The 22,190-nt window shown below is 41.4% G+C and carries 16 protein-coding genes, 3 tRNA genes and 2 rRNA genes; 15 read left to right on the top strand and 6 right to left on the bottom strand.

Translation table 11 applies throughout. The annotated features are described in order from the left end of the window. Positions 1-174 precede the first annotated feature (174 nt). The 3 genes from PS1M3_RS15945 (at position 175) to PS1M3_RS15935 (ending at position 4,357) form a co-directional block, all read left to right on the top strand. A 23S ribosomal RNA gene (locus PS1M3_RS15945) occupies positions 175-3,061 on the top strand. Positions 3,062-3,205: 144 nt separating this feature from the next. Further along, a 5S ribosomal RNA gene (gene rrf, locus PS1M3_RS15940) occupies positions 3,206-3,320 on the top strand. Positions 3,321-3,700: 380 nt separating this feature from the next. Next, a complete protein-coding gene (locus tag PS1M3_RS15935; RefSeq protein ID WP_006791386.1) occupies positions 3,701-4,357 on the top strand; it encodes a nitroreductase family protein in 657 nt (218 codons plus the stop codon). A gap of 48 nt (positions 4,358-4,405) precedes the next feature. On the opposite strand, the gene PS1M3_RS15930 is transcribed toward PS1M3_RS15935, so the two are convergent. The 3 genes from PS1M3_RS15930 to uvrD all read right to left on the bottom strand — a co-directional run bounded on the left by PS1M3_RS15930 (position 4,406) and on the right by uvrD (position 9,567). Beyond that, positions 4,406-5,251, bottom strand: coding sequence for a hypothetical protein (locus tag PS1M3_RS15930; protein WP_008133311.1), 846 nt, complete (start codon positions 5,249-5,251; stop codon positions 4,406-4,408). 100 nt (positions 5,252-5,351) lie between these two features. Further along, complete coding sequence (locus PS1M3_RS15925; RefSeq protein ID WP_203985402.1) at positions 5,352-7,424, bottom strand: GNAT family N-acetyltransferase; 2,073 nt, start codon at positions 7,422-7,424, stop codon at positions 5,352-5,354. Next, positions 7,402-9,567 (bottom strand): DNA helicase II, encoded by a 2,166-nt coding sequence (gene uvrD, locus PS1M3_RS15920; RefSeq protein WP_006791383.1) that lies wholly within the window; start codon positions 9,565-9,567, stop codon positions 7,402-7,404. The genes PS1M3_RS15925 and uvrD overlap by 23 nt, the downstream gene beginning before the upstream one ends. Positions 9,568-9,879: 312 nt before the next feature. Here uvrD and PS1M3_RS15915 point away from each other — a divergent pair, with 312 nt between their 5' ends. From PS1M3_RS15915 to PS1M3_RS15905, 3 genes are all read left to right on the top strand, one after another. Then, positions 9,880-10,104, top strand: a complete 225-nt coding sequence (locus PS1M3_RS15915; RefSeq protein ID WP_006791382.1) for a hypothetical protein — start codon at positions 9,880-9,882, stop codon at positions 10,102-10,104. 115 nt (positions 10,105-10,219) lie between these two features. Next, positions 10,220-10,588 carry a YacL family protein gene (locus tag PS1M3_RS15910; protein ID WP_006791381.1) on the top strand — a complete coding sequence of 123 codons (369 nt, stop codon included), beginning with the start codon at positions 10,220-10,222 and terminating at the stop codon, positions 10,586-10,588. A gap of 83 nt (positions 10,589-10,671) precedes the next feature. Then, complete coding sequence (locus tag PS1M3_RS15905; RefSeq protein ID WP_006791380.1) at positions 10,672-11,295, top strand: dUTP diphosphatase; 624 nt, start codon at positions 10,672-10,674, stop codon at positions 11,293-11,295. Here PS1M3_RS15905 and yrfG read toward each other — a convergent pair. Continuing rightward, on the bottom strand, positions 11,292-11,939 hold the full coding sequence (yrfG, locus tag PS1M3_RS15900) for a GMP/IMP nucleotidase (protein WP_006791379.1): 648 nt from the start codon (positions 11,937-11,939) through the stop codon (positions 11,292-11,294). The two genes, PS1M3_RS15905 and yrfG, sit on opposite strands and share 4 nt — an antisense overlap. Before the next feature lie 62 nt (positions 11,940-12,001). Between yrfG and nudE the strand changes: the two genes are divergently transcribed. The 7 genes from nudE (at position 12,002) to PS1M3_RS15865 (ending at position 16,387) form a co-directional block, all read left to right on the top strand. After that, a complete protein-coding gene (gene nudE / locus PS1M3_RS15895; RefSeq protein WP_033035276.1) occupies positions 12,002-12,574 on the top strand; it encodes an ADP compounds hydrolase NudE in 573 nt (190 codons plus the stop codon). After that, a complete protein-coding gene (gene cysQ, locus PS1M3_RS15890; protein ID WP_006791377.1) occupies positions 12,567-13,370 on the top strand; it encodes a 3'(2'),5'-bisphosphate nucleotidase CysQ in 804 nt (267 codons plus the stop codon). The genes nudE and cysQ overlap by 8 nt, the downstream gene beginning before the upstream one ends. Positions 13,371-13,506: 136 nt before the next feature. After that, a tRNA-Met gene (locus PS1M3_RS15885) sits at positions 13,507-13,583 on the top strand. A gap of 81 nt (positions 13,584-13,664) precedes the next feature. Then, a tRNA-Met gene (locus PS1M3_RS15880) sits at positions 13,665-13,741 on the top strand. Between the two features lie 68 nt (positions 13,742-13,809). After that, positions 13,810-13,886 (top strand) — tRNA-Met (locus tag PS1M3_RS15875). 343 nt (positions 13,887-14,229) lie between these two features. After that, complete coding sequence (locus tag PS1M3_RS15870; protein WP_006791375.1) at positions 14,230-14,844, top strand: trimeric intracellular cation channel family protein; 615 nt, start codon at positions 14,230-14,232, stop codon at positions 14,842-14,844. Between the two features lie 34 nt (positions 14,845-14,878). Continuing rightward, a complete protein-coding gene (locus PS1M3_RS15865; RefSeq protein ID WP_138740519.1) occupies positions 14,879-16,387 on the top strand; it encodes a YifB family Mg chelatase-like AAA ATPase in 1,509 nt (502 codons plus the stop codon). 33 nt (positions 16,388-16,420) lie between these two features. Here the strand turns inward: PS1M3_RS15865 and PS1M3_RS15860 are convergent, their stop codons facing one another. Then, entirely contained in the window at positions 16,421-17,125 is a 705-nt protein-coding gene (locus PS1M3_RS15860; protein ID WP_006791373.1) for a response regulator transcription factor, read from the bottom strand. 184 nt (positions 17,126-17,309) lie between these two features. Further along, positions 17,310-19,805, bottom strand: a complete 2,496-nt coding sequence (locus tag PS1M3_RS15855) for a S9 family peptidase (RefSeq protein ID WP_138740520.1) — start codon at positions 19,803-19,805, stop codon at positions 17,310-17,312. A gap of 84 nt (positions 19,806-19,889) precedes the next feature. Here PS1M3_RS15855 and PS1M3_RS15850 point away from each other — a divergent pair, with 84 nt between their 5' ends. Together PS1M3_RS15850 and PS1M3_RS15845 are read left to right on the top strand one after the other, a co-directional pair. Next, positions 19,890-20,966, top strand: coding sequence for a hemolysin family protein (locus PS1M3_RS15850; protein ID WP_138740521.1), 1,077 nt, complete (start codon positions 19,890-19,892; stop codon positions 20,964-20,966). Between the two features lie 121 nt (positions 20,967-21,087). Next, entirely contained in the window at positions 21,088-22,104 is a 1,017-nt protein-coding gene (locus PS1M3_RS15845) for a metalloprotease (RefSeq protein WP_138740522.1), read from the top strand. Positions 22,105-22,190 lie beyond the last annotated feature (86 nt).

Genomic DNA, 22,190 nt, shown 5'->3' with positions numbered 1-22,190 from the left:
GAATAACATTGTTATTTGTACAGAGTTTTCAAAAGTAAAAAAGAATGATAGCAGTATCATTCAGTGCCATTTAATCACTCTTATGAGTCGATTGATTGGTATCTACTTTAGTATTCAATATTAACTTCTGGCGAAGTTAAACTGTCACAAAACAAAGACCCGTTTGGGTTGTATGGTTAAGTGACTAAGCGTACACGGTGGATGCCTTGGCAGTTGGAGGCGATGAAGGACGTATTAACTTGCGATAAGCCTAGTCAAGCTAGTAAAAAGCACTTGAGACTAGGATTTCCGAATGGGGAAACCCACCTGCTTGCAGGTATCGTTAACTGAATACATAGGTTAACGAGGCGAACGCGGAGAACTGAAACATCTAAGTACCCGTAGGAAAAGAAATCAACCGAGATTCCGAAAGTAGCGGCGAGCGAAATCGGAACAGCCCTTAAGCTTATTATGTGTTAATGGAAGGCTCTGGAAAGTGCCACGATACAGGGTGATAGTCCCGTACATGAAAAGACATTTTAAGTGAAATCGAGTAGGTCGGAGCACGTGAAACTTTGACTGAATATAGGTGGACCATCATCTAAGGCTAAATACTCCCAACTGACCGATAGTGAACCAGTACCGTGAGGGAAAGGCGAAAAGAACCCCTGTGAGGGGAGTGAAATAGAACCTGAAACCGTGTACGTACAAGCAGTAGGAGCAGACTTGTTCTGTGACTGCGTACCTTTTGTATAATGGGTCAGCGACTTATATTTTGTAGCGAGGTTAACCGATTAGGGTAGCCGTAGGGAAACCGAGTCTTAACTGGGCGAATAGTTGCAAGGTATAGACCCGAAACCCGGTGATCTAGCCATGGGCAGGTTGAAGGTTGAGTAACATCAACTGGAGGACCGAACCCACTAACGTTGAAAAGTTAGGGGATGACCTGTGGCTAGGAGTGAAAGGCTAATCAAACCGGGAGATAGCTGGTTCTCCCCGAAATCTATTTAGGTAGAGCCTCGGACGAATACTTACGGGGGTAGAGCACTGTTAAGGCTAGGGGGTCATCCCGACTTACCAACCCTTTGCAAACTCCGAATACCGTAAAGTAATATCCGGGAGACACACGGCGGGTGCTAACGTCCGTCGTGAAGAGGGAAACAACCCAGACCGCCAGCTAAGGTCCCAAAGTCATAGTTAAGTGGGAAACGATGTGGAAAGGCCCAGACAGCCAGGAGGTTGGCTTAGAAGCAGCCATCCTTTAAAGAAAGCGTAATAGCTCACTGGTCGAGTCGGTCTGCGCGGAAGATGTAACGGGGCTAAACTATGCACCGAAGCTGCGGATTCATACTTTGTATGAGTGGTAGGGGAGCGTTCTGTAAGCGGTTGAAGGTGTACCGGGAGGTATGCTGGACGTATCAGAAGTGCGAATGCTGACATGAGTAACGATAATGCGGGTGAAAAACCCGCACGCCGGAAGACCAAGGGTTCCTATCCCATGTTAATCAGGGTAGGGTAAGTCGACCCCTAAGGCGAGGCCGAAAGGCGTAGTCGATGGGAAACGGATTAATATTTCCGTACTTGGTATAATTGCGATGGGGGGACGGAGAAGGCTAAGCAAGCATGGCGATGGTTGTCCATGTGAAAGTGAGTAGGGCGTTTGTTTAGGTAAATCCGGACGAACATTAAACCTGAGACACGAGACGAGCTACTACGGTAGTGAAGTTGCTGATGCCATACTTCCAGGAAAAGCCTCTAAGCTTCAGATTATACCGAATCGTACCCCAAACCGACACAGGTGGTCAGGTAGAGAATACTAAGGCGCTTGAGAGAACTCGGGTGAAGGAACTAGGCAAAATCGTACCGTAACTTCGGGAGAAGGTACGCTCCTATCTGTGATGAGACTTGCTCTCTAAGCGGACGGGAGCCGCAGTGACCAGGTGGCTGGGACTGTTTATTAAAAACACAGCACTGTGCAAAATCGCAAGATGACGTATACGGTGTGACACCTGCCCGGTGCCGGAAGGTTAATTGATGGGGTTATCTTCGGAGAAGCTCTTGATCGAAGCCCCGGTAAACGGCGGCCGTAACTATAACGGTCCTAAGGTAGCGAAATTCCTTGTCGGGTAAGTTCCGACCTGCACGAATGGTGTAACCATGGCCACGCTGTCTCCACCCGAGACTCAGTGAAATTGAAATCGCAGTGAAGATGCTGTGTACCCGCGGCTAGACGGAAAGACCCCGTGAACCTTTACTACAGCTTGGCACTGAACATTGAACCTACATGTGTAGGATAGGTGGGAGACTTTGAAGATGAGACGCTAGTCTTGTTGGAGTCGTCCTTGAAATACCACCCTTGTAGTTTTGATGTTCTAACGTTGGCCCCTGAATCGGGGTTACGGACAGTGCCTGGTGGGTAGTTTGACTGGGGCGGTCTCCTCCCAAAGAGTAACGGAGGAGCACGAAGGTTGGCTAAGTACGGTCGGACATCGTACGGTTAGTGTAATGGTAGAAGCCAGCTTAACTGCGAGACAGACACGTCGAGCAGGTACGAAAGTAGGTCATAGTGATCCGGTGGTTCTGAATGGAAGGGCCATCGCTCAACGGATAAAAGGTACTCCGGGGATAACAGGCTGATACCGCCCAAGAGTTCATATCGACGGCGGTGTTTGGCACCTCGATGTCGGCTCATCACATCCTGGGGCTGAAGTCGGTCCCAAGGGTATGGCTGTTCGCCATTTAAAGTGGTACGCGAGCTGGGTTTAGAACGTCGTGAGACAGTTCGGTCCCTATCTGCCGTGGGCGTTTGAGAATTGAGAGGGGTTGCTCCTAGTACGAGAGGACCGGAGTGAACGAACCGCTGGTGTTCGGGTTGTCATGCCAATGGCATTGCCCGGTAGCTACGTTCGGAACTGATAAGCGCTGAAAGCATCTAAGCGCGAAGCAGGCCTCGAGATGAGTTCTCACTAGACTTTTAAAGTCTCTGAAGGGCCGTTGAAGACTACAACGTTGATAGGCAAGATGTGGAAGTGGTGTGAGCCATTAAGCTAACTTGTACTAATTACCCGTGAGGCTTAACCATACAACGCCAAACGCGTTTTGTGTGACAGTTAAGACAGAAGTTAATGACTAAAGTAGATATTACTGACAGAAAGACTTAAAAATATTATCAGATATTTTCCAAATTCAGTTAGTACGTAGAAATACGGATTAACGCCCAAATTTGCTTGGTGACAATAGCGTTTTGGACCCACCTGATTCCATGCCGAACTCAGTAGTGAAACGAAACAGCGCCGATGATAGTGTAGCATTTGCTATGTGAAAGTAGGACATTACCAGGCTTCAAATTGTAGAAAGCCCGACTAGCGATAGTCGGGCTTTTTTACGTCTGGAGAAAAGTGATATTCAGTATTCCCCTCTCTAAAGCGTAGCGCCTCTTTGTGAATAGTGCTTTGGTTATTAGTAGCGCACCGATTTCAAATAAGAGAAACCCGTTAAATCAATGTGAAGGGTTTTTTTACTGTCTGGGATTTAGTAAATGGCCAAACTATACCGAACTTTTAGTACATGCTTACATAATAATTGAATGGTCGCCTAGGCTATTTTAATTATCAATATTTTCTATATAGTCTTTTAACTGTATTCACTATTATCAAAATGATCCTTTCCAATTAAACTAACTTCATAAAATATTTACTTAGTATAAGTTTTGGAGAAAAACATGGCTCATCAAATTATCAAAGATTTACACAATCGTTATACTGCTAAGCAATATGATTCATCAAAACGTATTTCTGATGAAGATATTGAAGTAATTAAAGAGGCTATTCGCCTGTCAGCTTCTTCAATTAACTCTCAACCTTGGAAGTTTATTTTGGTTGAAAGTGAAGAAGGTAAACAACGCTTACACGATACATTTGCTAACAACCATCAGTTTAATCAGCATCATGCTAAAGAAGCATCACATACATTATTACTCGCTTATGATCCTAAGTTTACGAAAGAAAAATTTTCTAAGCGTGTCGATGTAGAAGTCAGTTCTGGCCATTTACCAGCAGATATGCGCGATAACTTTATGGGTGCATATGCGTTCGCTGAAATGAACACAGATGAGAAAGGTTACAACGGTAGTTGGACTAAAGCGCAGGTTTACTTAGCACTTGGTAATGTGCTGCATACATTAGCGCGATTGAACATAGCGTCGACTCCAATGGAAGGCGTTGACCCAGAGCTAATTAGTGAGAAGTTTAATGCTGAACTTGACGGTCATATTTGTGAAGTTGCACTAGCAATGGGTTACCCTAATACCGACGAAGACTGGAACCATGGTTTGCCAAAGGCACGTTTAGCAGTAGAAGACATTATAACAACCGTATAGCATAAAAAGCTTTATTAAAAAGCCGAGGCTATCTCGGCTTTTTTGTGTCTAAAATAAGCCATACGCTTCCGTATTTTCAGTTTCTACCTGTAGTTCAGTCGGCTTAAATATGGAACTCGGATCGATAAGCACACTATGATTTTCTGCCATTTTTATTAACCCTCGCATCATACCTTTAGTTTGTGGATCTATATCAAAGCCTATATCAGTTAGCTTATCTAATGGTTTTATATCTTCTTTTTTATAATCTAGGCTGTCTTCTACTTTATCGACCAGCAACCCCACATGAGGGTTTATACCGTCTTTCGTTGTGAATACAATAATTGGTTTGTAATCCAAAGTTATTTGCTCTTGTGCTGATTCAAACAGTCTCTCTAACTGAGCAAGACTGCTACGTTTTATCTTACTAAGTAAATAGCTTACCTGTTTATGTTCACCTTGCCTGTGAGCAGTTACGGCTTGTTTAGCTTGTTCTAGTAATAATTCAAAAGGCTCATTAAAGCGTGACATAGTAAGCTTTAAATCAGGGTTGTCTGTATTGAACTCCTGAAAAAAAACAATAAAGTCTTGAAGCTCAGTTTCATTAATAACTAATTTTTCTGATTGATTTAAGAGGTTTGTTTCGAGTGTATTAAACCATTTGGTTTGTTTGTCTTGCCAGGATCTTAGCTGTTTTAAAATATGTTTGTTGCTTTGCTCTGTTGATATATTATTTAAGATAATTCCTAAATCGAAAACTGGCGTAGGGATATCCATATAATCTTTAACACCAATAAAGCTTTTGTTGTTGTTTGGTAGTGTTGTGAGATTATTATCAAAGCGCTCGGTTAATAAGATATCAAGTATTTTCAGTGAAATGGTTTTGCAGCCCACTTTAAAGTTTATTAATTCCATGCCTTTATCTTAATTTACCCATTAATGTATTAAGAATAGAACAAATCTACCAAATAGCTTAAGTAACTGTGGTAATTAATCATTGTATTAAGGGGGTGGGTTATTTAATGGCTTTAGCTAGTTTTAACACTGCTTGTTTAAAGCATGTTTCAAGCTCTTTTTTGCCTTGTATATTTAATTGCTCAATGACGTTTGTATCGCTTTCATTTTGCAAAATTAAGCTAATTAATAGTTGCTTATCACTTTGCGTTAAACAATTAACAACAGAGGGTGCCAGAGTTACAACTTGCCAAATAGTAGCTGTAATACTAAATCGAGAAAAGTGATTATTAAGTTGTCGTATTAAACGTTTTTTGATGTCTGAACTGATAGGTCTATCTGTAAACGAGGAAATAAGTACATTTACAAGCTGCCAATCAAGGTGTTTAAAGTGTGTGAGTAAAGCATAAAATATATCGGTTTGAAATTCAGCTTTTAATCGTTTCAGTGTACCCGTATTGTTGTTTAAACATTTCACAACGAGTGCTGAATGCTCGCCAGTGCTTTTATCTTTTTGATAACCCAGCTTTATAGTGCTAAACCCTTGGCTTTGCCAAAATTTTAATAGCTCAGCCGTAGCGCCAAAACTAGCACCAAACCAATAGCACTCATTACTTACTCTTGATTCGCAAAAACTCAGTAGGGCTTTACCTACTCCTTGACTGTGAAGATTAGGGGCAACAGCAATTCTTACTACTCGAGCAGAGAGTTGGGTAAGGCACTGGGGATCACTGCTTAGCTGCGAGAGAGTTTGTGCCATTAGGTGCCCTTGTGGGCGGCGTTCACCTTTAAGCACCTGCTCAGTTAGCTCGAGGGGTAACCCGCCTTCTATTGTAACTAAACACACCCCCACTAGGTGATTATGTGTTTGGGTTATGAACAATCGTTGTGAGGGTGCATCAAGTAGTTGGCGTAAATCGTTAACGCTACTTTGGTAATGTGCTAAGGCAAGTAATGCAATAACCTGCTCAAGTAACAGCTCGTCATTTGTGAGTTGTTGCTGAGTAATTTCACTGTGGACTAGGTTATTTAAGCCATTGCTTTGTATTTCTTCGTACTGTGCTTCGAGTGCGAGCAAAGTGCGTATATGGCGCTCTAGCGGGTCGGCTTTTGCAAACCTTAACGGTTCATCAAGTGTGATAATATTAGCGGCTTTATACTTTGCTTTAATGTACTGACTAAACCTAATTGTATAGCCTCTACCATTACCCTCATAACCTACTAAAGTACTTGCAAATACAATGCGCGGATACTGTTTTAGCATTTTTAATAACAGAGGAACTGGAATAGCAGCCGCCTCGTCAACAAGTAATAAATCACACTCTGGCAACGAGTCTAATAATGAATCTGGAGCAATATACTGCAAATTAGCAAGTTGCTTACTTTTACCATCGAAGGGTATGTTTAACTCATTACTTAAATGTATAAAGCTGCTATGAGTGGCTTTAAATTGTGTACTGCAAAGTAGTATTTTTTTATCGATAAGCTTGGCGGCAGCAAGTCCAAGCGCTGCTGATTTACCACGACCTCTGTCGGCATTAATGAGTAAAGGGCGATTGGCGCGACCATGAGCCACTTTAATTATATTTTCTACACAATGCTGTTGCGGTTCAAAATCTATTTTATTGGCAGAGCTTTCTCTGCTGATATTACCTGTACAGCCATGTAATTCACTAAAGTGATAAGCGGGTAACGATTGTACAACGCGGGCAATGCGTTCATTAAAAAAGCTATAGCTTACTTTATGCCCGTGAGACTGCACTGTGCTTAGCGCAGGATCTGGCCAAGTTGAAAGCTCGCTTAGCTCTGGTAGCAGTAAATATAAAATACCGCCTGCTTTTACCGTACCTGCAATAGCTGCTAATTTATCAGGGTGCAAGCCACTAAAGCCATCATATACGGCGTGTGAATATTCTTGCCCTAAAATTTGATGAGTACGATTAGGCCACTGCGCGTTATTTAGTCTGGTATTTTTAGAAACGACGAGTGTGTTTTCAGTTTGAAGTAATTCACCTAACAGCTCGTAGCACCAAACAGTACTGCCAGTAATAAGCACCAGTTGGCGATGATGAGCGCCAACCAGTGTTTTTTCTAGTGAGTTTATGTGAGCTTTATACAGCTTGTAATCGTGCATAAGCCGTTACTAGCCATTTACTGCCAAGGTCGTCAAAGTTTACCTGTACACGCGACTGTGCACCGCTACCTTCATAGTTAAGTACCGTGCCAATACCAAACTTAGCATGCAGTACACGTTGACCTAAGTTAAAGCCGCTGTCTTCAAAGGCGGCATGGCTTACTGATGCACTAAAGCGACCAGCTGCCGGTGGTCGCGAAACTTGCGTTTTAATACGAATTTCTTCAACGCAGTCTTCAGGGATTTCGCGTAAAAAACGTGAAGGACTATGGTACTTCTCTTGTCCATAAAGGCGGCGGCTTTCGGCATGGCTAATGTATAGTTTATCCATTGCACGGGTCATGCCTACATAACAAAGGCGGCGTTCTTCTTCTAAGCGGCCAGACTCTTCATTACTTTGCTGCGATGGGAACATGCCTTCTTCAACGCCCACCATAAACACAAGCGGGAACTCTAAGCCTTTAGCTGAGTGAAGCGTCATCATTTGTACCGCGTCTTCGTGCTCATCGGCTTGGCCTTCGCCAGATTCAAGCGAGGTATAGGCTAAAAAGCCTTGTAGTGGTGAGCTAAACTCTTCTTCTTCAGGGAGTTCGTACTGATCGCAGGCACTTATAAGCTCTTCTAAGTTTTCTACGCGGGCACGGCCTTTTTCGCCTTTTTCAGCTTGGTACATAGCCATAAGGCCAGAGGTTTGAATTGTGTATTTAGCTTGTTCTTGTAGGGTGAGATCGCTAATTTTGTCTTCAATGTGCTCAACAAGTTCTACAAACTTTGTTACAGCGCCAGCTGCTCGGCCTGATAAGTGCTGTTGTTCAACAATAGCTTTAGCTGCGTACCAAAGCGGAAGTGACTCAGCACGAGCGCAATCACGTATATGACTTAATGTTTTATCGCCAATACCGCGAGCAGGAGTATTAATTACACGCTCAAATGCGGCATCGTCTTGGCGATTACCTACTAAGCGTAAGTACGATAGCGCATCTTTAATTTCTTGACGCTCGAAGAATCGCATACCACCGTAAATACGGTATTTTAAGCCTTCTTGCAGCATGGCTTCCTCGAGTACACGAGATTGTGCGTTACTACGGTATAAAATAGCGGCGTCTTGCAACGCGTTACCAGCATTTAACCAGCTACGTAATTTGCTACTCACAAAGCGGGCTTCGTCTAGCTCGTTAAAGGCGGCATAAATTGATATAGGCTCGCCTTCGTTACCATCGGTCCATAAGCTTTTACCCATACGCTCGGAGTTATTTTTTATAAGCGCATTAGATGCTTTAAGAATAGTTGCGGTTGAACGGTAGTTTTGTTCAAGGCGAATAGTTTCGGCATCAAAGTCAGTTAAAAAACGTTTTATGTTTTCTATTTTAGCGCCGCGCCAGCCGTAAATACTTTGGTCGTCGTCGCCAACAATCATTATGCTGCTTGTGTCGCCGGCAAGTAACTTTAACCATGCGTACTGAATGGTATTAGTATCTTGAAACTCGTCTACTAGCATGTGGGCAAAGCGCTGTTGGTAGTGGCGAAGTAACGTCGGGTTATTTTTTAATACTTCATAGCTGCGTAGCAGTATTTCAGCAAAATCGACCAAACCAGCCCTGTCACACGCTTCCTGGTAGGCGGCATATACACGCAGCATCATTTGCTCGTTTATATCATAAGCTTGAATATCTTTAGGGCGAAGTGCTTCGTCTTTTTTAGCGCTTATGTACCAACCAAACTGTTTTGCAGGCCACTTTTTATCATCAATATTCATTGATTTTAATAAGCGCTTGATCATACGAAGTTGGTCATCAGAATCTAAAATTTGAAAGGCTTCTGGTAAGTTAGCTTCACGGTGATGAGCGCGTAAAATTCGGTGTGATAAACCATGGAAAGTACCAATCCACATTCCGCCAACCGGTGCTTTTAAGGTCTCTTCTACTCGCGTGCGCATTTCTTTAGCAGCTTTATTGGTAAAGGTTACCGCAAAAATACTATAAGCTGATGCTTGTTCAACTTGCATAAGCCACGCGATACGATGAACTAACACTCGTGTTTTACCAGACCCAGCACCGGCTAAAACCAGCATGTTTTGTAATGGGGCTGCAACGGCATCGCGTTGTTTGTCATTTAAGCCGTCGAGTAATTCTGAAACGTCCATCGTTACGCCTTTTTAATCAATATTGAGGGCAGTATAACAGGTGTTTTTGTTAGGCTAAATAAAATACTGTTTTTATGAACAGCTATTATAAAAATAGCCTCTAAAACCAATCAGCTGGATAGTTTTTGGCGTGGATAAGTGACTAAAATTAATAATAAAAATAATCAAATTGACCTATATTTAGTAAAAAATACCAAAGTAATTAGTGAGTCGTAATTTAACTAACTGATTTTTAAGCTTTAATAAATTGGCATAAAGTGTGATAGTAAGTAGATAACTAAAATTTAAAATTAATTAACTACAGAGGTGAGTATGGCTGATCAAGGGTCTGGCGGTAATGTGATTGCTGCATTGTGTAATATATTTTTTCCTGGTTTAGGACAACTAGTACAAGGGCGTATTTTAGCGGCTATATTTTTTGCGCTAGCTATTGTTATAAGTTACGCACTTATTTACGTACTCGTTGGTTTTGTATTAGTACCTATTATTTATTTATGGTCGATAATAGATGCGGCACGATACCGCTCGCGAAGTTAGGTATTTAAACGTTTTACAAAAATAGCGCCCAATGGCGCTATTTTGTTTTTTAGGGTCGGCGTTACAGCTAATTTACGGGTATAATCGCGTTATTAACGTTTAATAAGTAATAGCTATGGAATATCAATTTATACGTGACCCTATTAGTGGTTTACGAATTAAAATAAGCAGCGAACACGCAATAATAGGTCGTTGGTTAAACGAAGAAATAGGCAAAGACAAAGTCGCTATGGTGCAAGCACTTATTGTGTCGGTCAAAACGAGTTTTGAGCCAGTCACTCTAAAAGGCCAAGAAATAGATTTAATTTTATCTAAAGATGAGGCCTTATTCGAGGCTCATGCTCTGCACCAAGACAGCGAAGACTTAATTGCCTATCAAGATGATGATTTAATGCTTGAAGAGAACGACTTAAGCAGTGGTTGTGGTTTTGAAGACTTTATTGATTTAATCGAGTCGTGGGCTGAGTTTACCAGTAATCGATAAAAATAATTAAAACAGACATAGCAAATGCAAAAACAGCGCTTTCTCTGTATTATTAAAACAACTAAAAAACGACAGGAATTGATATGTCTGCCAATTTAAATAAGCTAGTAGTCATGCTAGAAATGCAAAACGCCATGAATACAAAAGTGCATGAACAATGGTTTACACAAGGGTTTGAATGGTATCGCGCTATTTGGGTTGAGTGTGCCGAAATGCTAGATCATCATGGCTGGAAGTGGTGGAAAAAACAAACACCCGATACCGAGCAAGTTATTTTAGAATTGGTTGATATTTTTCACTTTGGTTTGTCGCTACGTATTGACGGAAAAACAAGCTATCAAGACTTAGCAAAGCAATTAGAAAGTGAGTTGAGCCAAGTACAGCAAGCTGATGACTTTAAACAAACGTTAGAAATACTTGCGGCATCTGCTGTTGCAGATAAAGCGTTTAATGCATCAGCATTTGCCGGTTGTATGGCACAAATGGGCATGGATATTGACGATTTATACCGTGGTTATGTTGGTAAAAATACCTTAAACTTCTTCCGCCAAGACCATGGTTATAAAGACGGTAGCTACATTAAAGTGTGGAACGGGCAAGAAGATAACGAGCACTTAGTGGAAGTAGTTAAAAGCCTTGATACCGAACATGCAGACTTCGCAAAATTAGTCTATCAAGGCCTTGAGGCACGTTACCCTAAAAGCTAAATAATAGTGCGGTAGTCGGTTACATTTAAGTAATCGGCTATTTCGTTGTGTGGTTGCTGACTGTCGGGGTTGGCAACCGCAAGTAAGTGTCCAATGCCGTATTCTTTTGCGGCATTTAATACAGCTATGCTGTCATCAACAAACAAAGTACGTGTTTTGTTAAATCCTAAATCATTTTGTACTTGGTGCCATAAACTTTGCTGCTCTTTACTTACGCCATATTCATGAGTCGACACTACACCATCTAAATAATTATCGATTGCGGTGTGTTCAAATTTCATCATGACGTTTTCTGGATGTGCGTTGGTAAGCAATATAAGCTCTTTTCCTGCTTTTTTTAGCTCCGTTAAAAAATAGGGCACGTCATCACGAACTTTTATAAGGTGCTGTGTTTCTCGCTTTAAATCCATAATTGGTAATTTAAGCTGATCTTCCCAATAATCTAAGCAATACCACTCAATTTGGCCGCTTACAGCTTGGTAGCGTTTAAAAATATCTTCTTTTGCTTCGCTCAGGCTTATATTTTTCGCTAAGGCGTGTTGCTGTGGAAGAACAGTTAACCAAAAATGGCTGTCATAATGTAAATCGAGGAGTGTTCCGTCCATATCAAGTAAAACGGTATCGATTTTTGACCAATTTAGCATGGGCTTTTCCCTGTGAAAAGTTTATGATTAAGCACAACTGCCATGATAGCAAATTAACGCCAATGACACAGAAAAAGCATCCAACACCTCCTCAAATCCTAAGTAATAATGTTGTCGCTAAAAGTCGCCTATTTACTGTGGAATCTTTAGAGCTAAAATTTTCGAATGACGAAGAGCGTCAGTATGAACGTATTCGAGGTGGTGGCAGAGGCGCTGTAATGATTGTGCCTATAACGGCTGATAACGAAATGCTGCTAGTGCGTGAGTATTGCGCGGGCACCAATGACTACCAGTTAGGCTTTCCTAAAGGACTGATCGACCCAGGCGAAACACCAGAGCAAGCTGCTAATAGAGAACTTAAAGAAGAAGTAGGTTTTGGCGCAGACTTTTTTAAACCATTAAAAACAGTGACCATGGCACCTAGTTATTTTAATGCCACCATGCATATTTTATTTGCTAAGCAATTATATCCGCAAACACTTCCAGGCGACGAGCCTGAGCCTTTAGTTGTTGTTAAGTGGCCATTAACGCAATGGCAGTCATTATTAGAGCAAGATGATTTTACCGAAGCACGAAGTGTTGCCGCTTTGCTATTATTAGATAAGTACTTAGCATCTGGAGCTGCCGATGAATAAATTATTAGAACCTTGTATTGAATTAGCCGAACGTGCAGGCGATGCCATTATGGCTATATACAAAAAAGATGATATTGGCCAACAAGAAAAGTCAGACCACACACCAGTAACTAAAGCCGATTTAGCTGCAAATGATGTGCTTGTTGCAGGCTTAAAGGCACTTGCGCCCGATATTCCTATTATGTCGGAAGAAACACCTATTCCTGCATTAGCCGATAGGCAAGATTGGCAGCGTTATTGGTTACTTGATCCCATGGATGGCACAGGTGAATTTATTTTAGAAAGTGGTGATTTTGCGGTAAACATTGCGCTTATTGAAAATAACCACCCTGTGTTGGGTGTAATTCATTGGCCGTCAAAAGGTATTACTTACTTTGCGAGTGCTAAAAATGGTGCTTTTAAGCGTGAAGAAAAGAGCGACACACGAATATACGTAGCTCCGCCTGAAAGTTTAACACTAGCGGTAAGTCGCCGTCAGAAAATTGAGTCGGTGAGTCAATACTTAAATAGCCAATTTACAACTATTGCAGTTGGTTCGTGCTCGTTAAAAGCATGTATTGTTGCTGAGGGTAAAGCGGACTGCTTTTTAAGAATAGGCCCAACGGGTGAGTGGGATACAGGGGCTTCACAAGTTATTGTAGAAGAAGCCGGCGGCTGCATTACTGATGCAGAGTTTAACCCTTTAACTTATAACCAACGTGAGAGCACTGAAAACCCAGACTTTATTGTAATGGGCCACCCTGATTGGGAGTTTCAAAAAATGATTACTCCTCACCAAAGAGCGAGTATAGAATAGAGTTTTGATTGCTTTTTGTTCACTTGAACAGTTTTAGGTAGTTAAAGCCTTGCATTATAAGTTTATTCCTATATAGTAGCGCTCTCTTCAAGGCAGGCTCGTAAATATTACGAAAATGTTTTAAAGAAATTACAGGCGCGGGATGGAGCAGCCTGGTAGCTCGTCGGGCTCATAACCCGAAGGTCGTCGGTTCAAATCCGGCTCCCGCAACCAATTTCCTTTATGGGGTGAGGTTACTGTAAACTCTAACTTGAGAGATTAAATTAAGTAGTCGATAGACTTTAAATATACAGGCGCGGGATGGAGCAGCCTGGTAGCTCGTCGGGCTCATAACCCGAAGGTCGTCGGTTCAAATCCGGCTCCCGCAACCAATTTTTTACATTAAATTGGACGCCACGTTGTAATGTAAGCAACGTTAAATAAGTATGCATATTTCAGGCGCGGGATGGAGCAGCCTGGTAGCTCGTCGGGCTCATAACCCGAAGGTCGTCGGTTCAAATCCGGCTCCCGCAACCACTGAAATAAAAAACACTATTAAAGTAACACGCTAAAAGCGTGTTTTTTTATGCCTAAAATTCAGTGAAATGGGTAGCCTGTCGGTCTCAGCTCTCCATTAGCTAGCAAAGGTCGTCGGTTCACTTTCTATAAGCTCAGGCTCCCGCAACCACTGAAATAAAAGCACTATTAAAGTGATATGCTAAAAGCATGCTTTTTATGTCTAAAATTCAGTAATTCTTAATAGCAAAGCTGTTATTACATTGACCACATATACTATACCAATCATTTTAAATTCGTTATTACTTAACACCTCGTGCTGGGTATGTTAAAACGGCTGAAATATTTTTAAGTGTACTTTTACATGACAGAACTGTATCACTGGTTTGATTTAATCGGCATTGCTGTGTTTGCTATTTCAGGCACATTAGTGGCCTACGAAAAAAAAATGGATGGTTTCGGGGTGGTAGTATTAGCAACAGTGACCGCTATTGGTGGGGGAACTGTTCGCGATGTGATTCTAGACGTTCCTGTATTTTGGCTACATGATCAAAGCTATTTTTTTGCTATTTTAGCTGCTGTACTTATTACATCTCGGCTTATTAATAAGCAAAAGTCTATTCCGTATTACACACTTCAAATAGCAGACGCATTCGGCTTGGCTTTTTTTGCTGTAATGGGTACTCAAAAAGCACTACTTGCAGGCATGCCAGAAATGACAGCAATCATAATGGGAGTCATAACGGCTTGTTTTGGAGGCTTAATACGTGATGTGCTCGCCCGCGAAATCCCTATGCTGTTAAAAGGAGAGCTCTATGCCATTACCTGTATTGCGGGTGGTATTGTTTATACACTTAGTGTGTATTTTTCATTTGTGACTGAGCTGGCGATGGTATTGGCAATGTTGATGACATTATTCTTACGTTTTTCAGCAATAAAATGGAAAATCACATTACACGTTTTTAAATATCCTGACTAAACTTACTTAATCATAGGATTGATTAGGATAAGGAATGTCATTAGCTCGTATATATTCTCGTGCTCAGGTGGGTATTAATGCCCCTGAAGTTATTGTAGAGGTTCACTTAGGAACTGGTTTACCCGCATTCCACATTGTAGGCCTTCCCGAAGCCTCTGTTAAAGAGTCAAAAGACAGAGTGCGCAGCGCGCTTGAAAACTCTCAATTTGGTTTTCCTGATCAACGTATTACTGTTAATTTAGCCCCAGCTGATTTACCCAAAGACGGTGGCCGGTTTGATTTGGCCATTGCCGTAGGCATTTTGGTAGCATCAGGGCAAATAGTGTGCCCTGATATTCATAAATATGAGTTTTACGGTGAGCTTGCACTCAACGGTGAGGTACGCGGAGTAAATGCTATTTTGCCCTCTGTGCTTGCAGCTAAGGAACAAAACCGCTGCTGTTTTTTACCCATAGCTAATGATAGCCTGGCAAGCCTTGTAAATGGCGTAAAGCGTAAAGCGGTAAGCTCTATTCAAGAAGTATGGGGTGATTTACTAAACCAACAGCCGTTGCCGTTAAATATAGAGTATCCAGACTGTACGCAAGCACCTGACTTTTTACTCGATTTGAGCGACGTAAAAGGCCAGCCCGGGGCTAAACGTGTATTAGAAATAGCCGCTGCAGGCGGGCACAACCTGCTATTTTTAGGTCCACCGGGAACCGGTAAATCAATGCTTGCTCAGCGAATGGCCACAATAATGCCGGCTATGTCTGACGATGAGGCACTTTCAACTGCCGCACTTTATTCAATTATTGGTCATTCAATCGATTTAACAAACTGGCGGCAACGCCCTTTTCGTAATCCTCATCATACCTGTTCGGCGGTTGCATTAGTAGGTGGGTCATCAAACCCTAAGCCGGGTGAAATTTCGCTGGCACACAATGGGGTATTATTTTTAGATGAACTACCAGAGTTTGAGCGTAAAGTACTCGACTCCCTTCGTGAGCCAATGGAAACCGGTACGGTAACTATTTCGCGTGCGGCGCGGCAAATGGAGTTTCCTGCACAGTTTCAGCTCATTACAGCGTTAAACCCCAGTCCTACGGGAAGCCATACCGATAAACGAGCAACACCCGATCAGGTTATACGTTATTTATCTCGTGTTTCAGGCCCTTTTGTTGACCGTATTGATTTGCAAATAGAGCTACCACGGTTAACCAGCGTTGAACTGCAAAGCACTAAGCAAGAAGAAACCAGTGCACAAGTACGTGCACGGGTAGAAGCAGCTTATTACATACAGTTAAAACGCCAAGGCAAAGTGAATGCGCGGCTAAATAATAAAGAGATGAGTATTCACTGTGAGCTTGCCCCAGCAGAACTGCAGTTTTTGGCTAAGGCCAGTGAAAAGCTGTCTTTATCACCGCGCTCTTACCATAGAGTTGTTAAGGTAGCGCGTACGATTAGCGATTTAAAAGGGAATGAAAAAATTAGTTTAGACGATTTAAAAGAGGCATTAAATTACAGAGCCTTTGAACGATTAATTGCTCAACTTACTAAGTAGCTAAAATTGAGGCTAAACTGTTTTTACTAGCTGCTATAAAGAGAGCATATAACCTTTACCGCGCACAGTGACAATACGCTTTTGATCTTTTTCATCGTTTAGTTTTTTACGTAATCGACCAATAAGAACATCGACTGTACGATCGTTAGGGCTCCAATCTGGTTGGCCTATTTCTTCAGATATTTTTTCACGTGAAGTGGCTTTACCTGCATTACTTATTAAGCAAATAAGTACTTTGTGCTCTGCTTCAGTTAAACGTGATTCAACACCCGAGGAGGTAATAAGGGTGCGATTATCGGGGTGTAATTTAAAGTCGGCGTATTCAATAAACTCTTCACTTTCGTCGCTATCCATATTAACGGCAACGCGTTTATACAAAGCGCGCATGCGCAGTTCAAGCTCAAGCAAATCAACAGGCTTACAAATATAGTCGTCAGCACCTTGGGCAAGGCCTGCTATTCGATCTGCTTGTGAATCACGACTAGAAAGCACAATAACACCAATATCTGTTAGTGTGTTAAGTTCTTTGGCGAGCTGAAGGCCGTCTATTTTAGGCAGTACAATATCAATAATAGCGAGGGTAAATGCATCACGCAGGTTTACTCGCTGCCTAACGATGCTCAATGCATCAGCGCCAGTTGAGTCTACTTCTATTGTAAATTCGGTCTCTGCAAAGTGATTTTGAATGCGTTTAACGAGTATTTCATCGTCTTCAACCAATAAAACATTAATAGCCATAGTACTTTATTTTAAATGCTTGTAGCTTTGTATGGTAGCACCATTAGGTAAATACTGAGAAGGGGTTACATGCTAGTTTTAAGTAACTTAATATTTCAAAAATATTAAAATAATTATAAAAAAATCAAAAAAGCGCCCCATATTCAAGGGCGCTTTTCATAAAGATATAAAATTCCGGTTTAAATTACTTATTTTCGTACATAGAATCCCACCATTGTGGTTCGTCTTTTAGTTTTTTATCAAAAAATGCCAACATAGTATTCCACCAGTTAAAGCGTTTATCGCGCGCAAAAATTTGATGATCAGCACCTTTGTACTCAATAAGCTCCACGTCTTTATTTAGTAGTTTAAGTGCGGTGTACATTGTTAAGCTCTCGCCTACGGGTACGTTAGTATCACTGTCACCATGAATAAGCAGTAATGGTGTGGTTACTTTGTCTGCATGAAATACCGGACTATGTTGGCTATACAGATTGGCGTTATTCCATGGGAAGCTGTTTTTAGATGCTTCACCAGAGTATAAGTAGCCCCACCACCCTTCGCCCCAATAAGAGGTTAAGTTTGAAATACCCGCGTGGGAAATAGAGGCGCTAAATAAATCGGTTTTTGTTGCCAATAGCATGGTCATAAAGCCACCATAAGAGGCACCTAAATTACCGACCTTAGTGTTATCTACGTAGTCGTATTGTTTCAAAAAAGCCTGTGTTCCTTCGATAATATCGTCGGCGGTGTAATCACCCCATGCATTGACGTGTTGTGCTGAGAACTTTTGTCCAAAACCAGTCGCGCCAGTAGGTTGCACTACATAAACCACATAGCCGTTTTCGGCCCATAAGTTAAATGGGTAACGGCCAGTAAAACCACGGGTAACGGGTGATGTACCACCGTAATAATAAACAAGAGCAGGGTACTTTTTAGTTTTATCTAGGTTACTTGGCACATAAACACGCCCGGTTATTTCAACACCACTTTTATTAGTAAAGTTAAATTCTTCAAGGGTGGGTATTGTTGTATTGGCATAAGCAATTGGTTTTGAATCCCAAATAAGATCGGTTTTGTTTTTACTGATATTAAGGCGTTTGAGCTGTTGCGGTGCTAAAGCACTTGTGCCGGTGATTAACACTTGTGAATTGCGCCCATGTGAAACGCTAAATTTTTCTACAATATCCACATTGGTATTTAACTTTTTAAAGCGCTGCTTACTGAGGTCGAATAGATACAATGGCTGAGTGTCTTTTTCGGTCACTTTAAGTACCGCATCGCCGTTTTCTAATACGCTTAGCTGACTAATCGATGGGTCGAATTGTTTACTGAGCGCAGTGACATTTTTTCCGTTGTTAGTTAACAGGTAAAGCTGTCCGTCGTAGTTATTAGCAAGCATTGACTTTGGCAACGCTCTGCCAGCGCCATTTTTAAAGTCGGGACCTGCAACAACATACACGTCTTTGTTTGCGTATTTTGCTTGGTTAAATGTTTTAAATTTACCAAGTGACAAGAGCTTGTTTGATTTTATATCCAGCTCGACGAGCTCTGTCTCAGGGTGAGTAGACGCTTGCATAGCCATAACCGAACGGCTCATTAATATTTTTCCACGCGTACTATTTAAATCTTCAAAGCTATGAGAAAGCGGGCCTTGGCTAAGTGCTTTTGTTAAGCCACTTTTAGTATCAAGCATATAAAGTTGGCTGGTGGTGCGCGCGTATGACCAACGATCTTGAAGGCCTTTATAATGCTTGGTTAAGTTGTTGCTACTCTCTGGTGATTTTGACCAGCTAAATACTAGGCTGGTGTCGTTAAAAAAGGTGAAGCCACTGGCGCCGGCTAAGTCGTTTGCCAGTGTTTTAATGGCTAAACTTTTTCGATTAAGTTGTTTAAGCTCACCCTTTAATAAATACACTAAGTACTGATTATCTGGGCTCCAAATAATGTTGCTTGGTTGCCCATCTTCAAATCGATATACAGTTGAGTTGTCGGTATTTTTTAACTCGGTAACCAAGTTGGCTTGATTTTGAGTTTTATCGTCGTAAGTGCGCTTAGTGGTTATGTATTGCTCTGCGTTAGGCGCTAAAGATATATTACTCATGGTTGGCGCATCAAACAGTTGCTTTGCTGATAAGCGCTTTGTGTATGATGTATTTAGCGTAATTTTATCAGTGTCACTCTTAGGGGTGAAATCAATAACCACATCATTCCAGTTTGCGACTTGTTGCGCCAAAATAATAACGCTGTGGGTAGAGTTAGTTAATGCAAGCTTATAACTGTTTTTATCCCCTTTTTGGGGTTCGCCATTAATAAATAATTGCCCCTTTTCAATCCCTTTTAATGTTAAGGTGCCTTGTGTAAAACGCTCTGTTTCAATATTAAATTTTAGTGCTTGCAGTCCGCCAAGGGTGAGTGCGCTTACTTTATTGAATGGCTGCCAGCTTTGTTTTTTACCGAAAATAGAAAAACTGTCTGAGTTTGCTTGTAATTGTGGCAAAAGGTTGTTGATAATGGCTGAGCCATGCGGCGTTTGAAAAGGTTTTAATTGCATATCTTCGGCCAAGGGGCCGATAAACTGAATTTTTGATTTGTCCAATGGTTCAGCAATTGCTGCAAAGCTTAAACTGCTAAAGGCTAATAAACCTAAGGCTCGTTTAAATTGCTTGTTGCGGTAAAACCAAGGTGCATTAAATTTCATTATTGTGCCTGTTATTATTGGGTATTTGGTCAAATATAGCATGTATTGTTACCATGCTCACATACCCAATATAAAGGAGAAAAAGTGACTTTACTGATTGTTTATATGGTTGTGGCCATTGTTATTTCGTTTTTGTGCTCTGTGATGGAAGCGGTGCTGCTAAGCATTTCGCCAAGCTATGTTGCATCACTCAGAAAAGAGCAGCCTGTGCTTGCTAAGCAGCTTGAAAAACTAAAAAATAATATAGATCAGCCACTGGCAGCCATTTTGACTTTAAACACCATCGCGCATACAGCGGGTGCAGCGGGTGTAGGAGCGCAAGCGGCCGTGGTTTTTTCTGATGCTGCAGTGGGGATTGCCTCAGCAATTATGACCTTACTGGTATTAATCCTTTCTGAAATTATTCCAAAAACTCTGGGTGCTAATTACTGGCGAGCCTTAACGCCAAGTGTTACCTACTCTTTACGGTTTTTGGTAATTTCGCTAAAGCCCTTTGTATGGTGTGCGCAAAAGTTAACAAACCTAATGGGGCCAAAGCACGACGAGGCTTACTATATTCGCCAAGAAATAGAAGCCATGGCCGATATTGGCACTGAATCGGGCGCTTTGCACGAAGATGAGTCTGAAATTATTCGTAATCTTTTACATTTTAGGCATGCAAAATTGTCTGATTTAATGACGCCGCGCACAGTTATTTTTAAAGTACATAAAGACTTAACAGTAAACCAATATTTAAATGAGCACGGTTCGTCATCGTTTTCCCGCGTATTAATATTTGATAAAGATGCCGACGACATTGTCGGTTTTGTGCATAAAAACGATATTATGTTGGCGTATCATCGTTTAGGCACCGATTATAAAATCAGTAAACTGATCAAACCAATCTATACAGTACCCACATCTCAAAATGTATCGTCATTATTGCAAACGCTACTAACTCAGCGTACGCACATATGTTTAGTCGTGGATGAATACGGAGAAGTGCGCGGCATAGTAACGCTTGAGGATATGATTGAATCACTAATGGGCTTAGAAATAGTCGACGAACGCGATCAGTCAACCAATATGCGTGCAGTGGCAAAGCAACGCTGGCGTAAGCGTTTGGCCAGCAGTGCGCATATTGTAAGTGAAGAAGACGAACATCCTGAAGAAGAAAAGTAGCCTTTCGCTCGCAACGTTAGCTATTGTTAGGTACTTAAATTTAATACAATAGTTAACGTCTGCCCTCGTGTTTTTTTAGCCAAACGGTATACTAGCGCGATTATTTTAAATGGCTTTAATTATGATAAGAATAGACCTCACCTTGGCTGATCAGCCATTTTCATTAATGGTTTCTGGGCAGCAAATAGTACAAGTATTTCATAACCAGCAAGCTATTGCGTTTGATACTCCTCGAGAACATTACTATCAATTTAACTTTAAAGATAAATTAATAGGCATAGATACCAGCACAACTGCCGAGCAAAGTATTTCGTTATTTGTAGATGAGCAATTTGCTACTCAGCTCGCTTTACCAGCCCCAGTTAATGGTGAACCTAAAAGAGGTTTTTTAGGTTTTGCTGCGTTAGGTTTTAAACTATTTAAAAGCGCAAAAGTAGTAAAGGCTGCGTTGGCAGGTGCATCTGTTGCTGGGTATGCCTGGTTATTTAGCATTGAATTTGCGCTTATGCTTATTGCGTGTTTAGTGGTGCATGAGTATGGGCATGTAAGAGCTATGAAGTACTTTGGCATAAAAACCAAAGGTATTTACTTAATCCCATTTGTGGGTGGCTTAGCTGTCAGTGACGATAAAATAACAACCCGCTGGCAAGATGTGGTCATATCGCTCATGGGGCCTGCTTTTGGCTTAATAACCTCTGTGTTGGGTGTTGTTTTATATTACGCCACGGAGATGGACATATTTGCCGGTGTTGCGGTATTAAGCGCACTACTTAACTTATTTAACTTACTGCCTATTTTACCGCTAGATGGTGGGCATGTATTAAAGAGTATCAGCTTTTCTATGCGCTCATGGATTGGACTAAGTGTATGCTTGCTGGGTGTGTTTTTTGGCTTATGGCTTAGTTATACATTTGGCTTAATGTTACTGGTGTTCTTTTTATTTGTTGGCGCATTGGAAATTATATTTGAATGGCGCGGACGACATTACTCGCATTTAATACCACTAGATAAATACGGACAAGGCTTTTCAGCGGTCATGTACGCACTTGTAGTTGCAGGGCATGTAGCAGTGATGATGCATTTTGCAGATTCTGACAACCCAATACTTAGTTTGCCGATGACGATTTTATCTAGTTAACGACAAAAAACAGTATGGTAAGTTTAAAAAATGCGCAGGTTTCGGTTTTTTTGTTCGGTTATTGCTCTTTTTAAAGGTTTTTGTAT

The organism is Pseudoalteromonas sp. PS1M3 (genome assembly GCF_016865405.1).
Taxonomy (GTDB): domain Bacteria; phylum Pseudomonadota; class Gammaproteobacteria; order Enterobacterales; family Alteromonadaceae; genus Pseudoalteromonas; species Pseudoalteromonas marina.
This window is presented reverse-complemented; position numbering and strand designations above follow the sequence as displayed.

Coding starts and splice junctions, on each gene's coding strand:
- PS1M3_RS15935 (WP_006791386.1), top strand. CDS start 3,701: ATGGCTCATCAAATTATCAAAGATTTACACAATCGTTATACTGCTAAG.
- PS1M3_RS15930 (WP_008133311.1), bottom strand. CDS start 5,251: ATGGAATTAATAAACTTTAAAGTGGGCTGCAAAACCATTTCACTGAAA.
- PS1M3_RS15925 (WP_203985402.1), bottom strand. CDS start 7,424: ATGCACGATTACAAGCTGTATAAAGCTCACATAAACTCACTAGAAAAA.
- uvrD (WP_006791383.1), bottom strand. CDS start 9,567: ATGGACGTTTCAGAATTACTCGACGGCTTAAATGACAAACAACGCGAT.
- PS1M3_RS15915 (WP_006791382.1), top strand. CDS start 9,880: ATGGCTGATCAAGGGTCTGGCGGTAATGTGATTGCTGCATTGTGTAAT.
- PS1M3_RS15910 (WP_006791381.1), top strand. CDS start 10,220: ATGGAATATCAATTTATACGTGACCCTATTAGTGGTTTACGAATTAAA.
- PS1M3_RS15905 (WP_006791380.1), top strand. CDS start 10,672: ATGTCTGCCAATTTAAATAAGCTAGTAGTCATGCTAGAAATGCAAAAC.
- yrfG (WP_006791379.1), bottom strand. CDS start 11,939: ATGCTAAATTGGTCAAAAATCGATACCGTTTTACTTGATATGGACGGA.
- nudE (WP_033035276.1), top strand. CDS start 12,002: ATGACACAGAAAAAGCATCCAACACCTCCTCAAATCCTAAGTAATAAT.
- cysQ (WP_006791377.1), top strand. CDS start 12,567: ATGAATAAATTATTAGAACCTTGTATTGAATTAGCCGAACGTGCAGGC.
- PS1M3_RS15870 (WP_006791375.1), top strand. CDS start 14,230: ATGACAGAACTGTATCACTGGTTTGATTTAATCGGCATTGCTGTGTTT.
- PS1M3_RS15865 (WP_138740519.1), top strand. CDS start 14,879: ATGTCATTAGCTCGTATATATTCTCGTGCTCAGGTGGGTATTAATGCC.
- PS1M3_RS15860 (WP_006791373.1), bottom strand. CDS start 17,125: ATGGCTATTAATGTTTTATTGGTTGAAGACGATGAAATACTCGTTAAA.
- PS1M3_RS15855 (WP_138740520.1), bottom strand. CDS start 19,805: ATGAAATTTAATGCACCTTGGTTTTACCGCAACAAGCAATTTAAACGA.
- PS1M3_RS15845 (WP_138740522.1), top strand. CDS start 21,088: ATGATAAGAATAGACCTCACCTTGGCTGATCAGCCATTTTCATTAATG.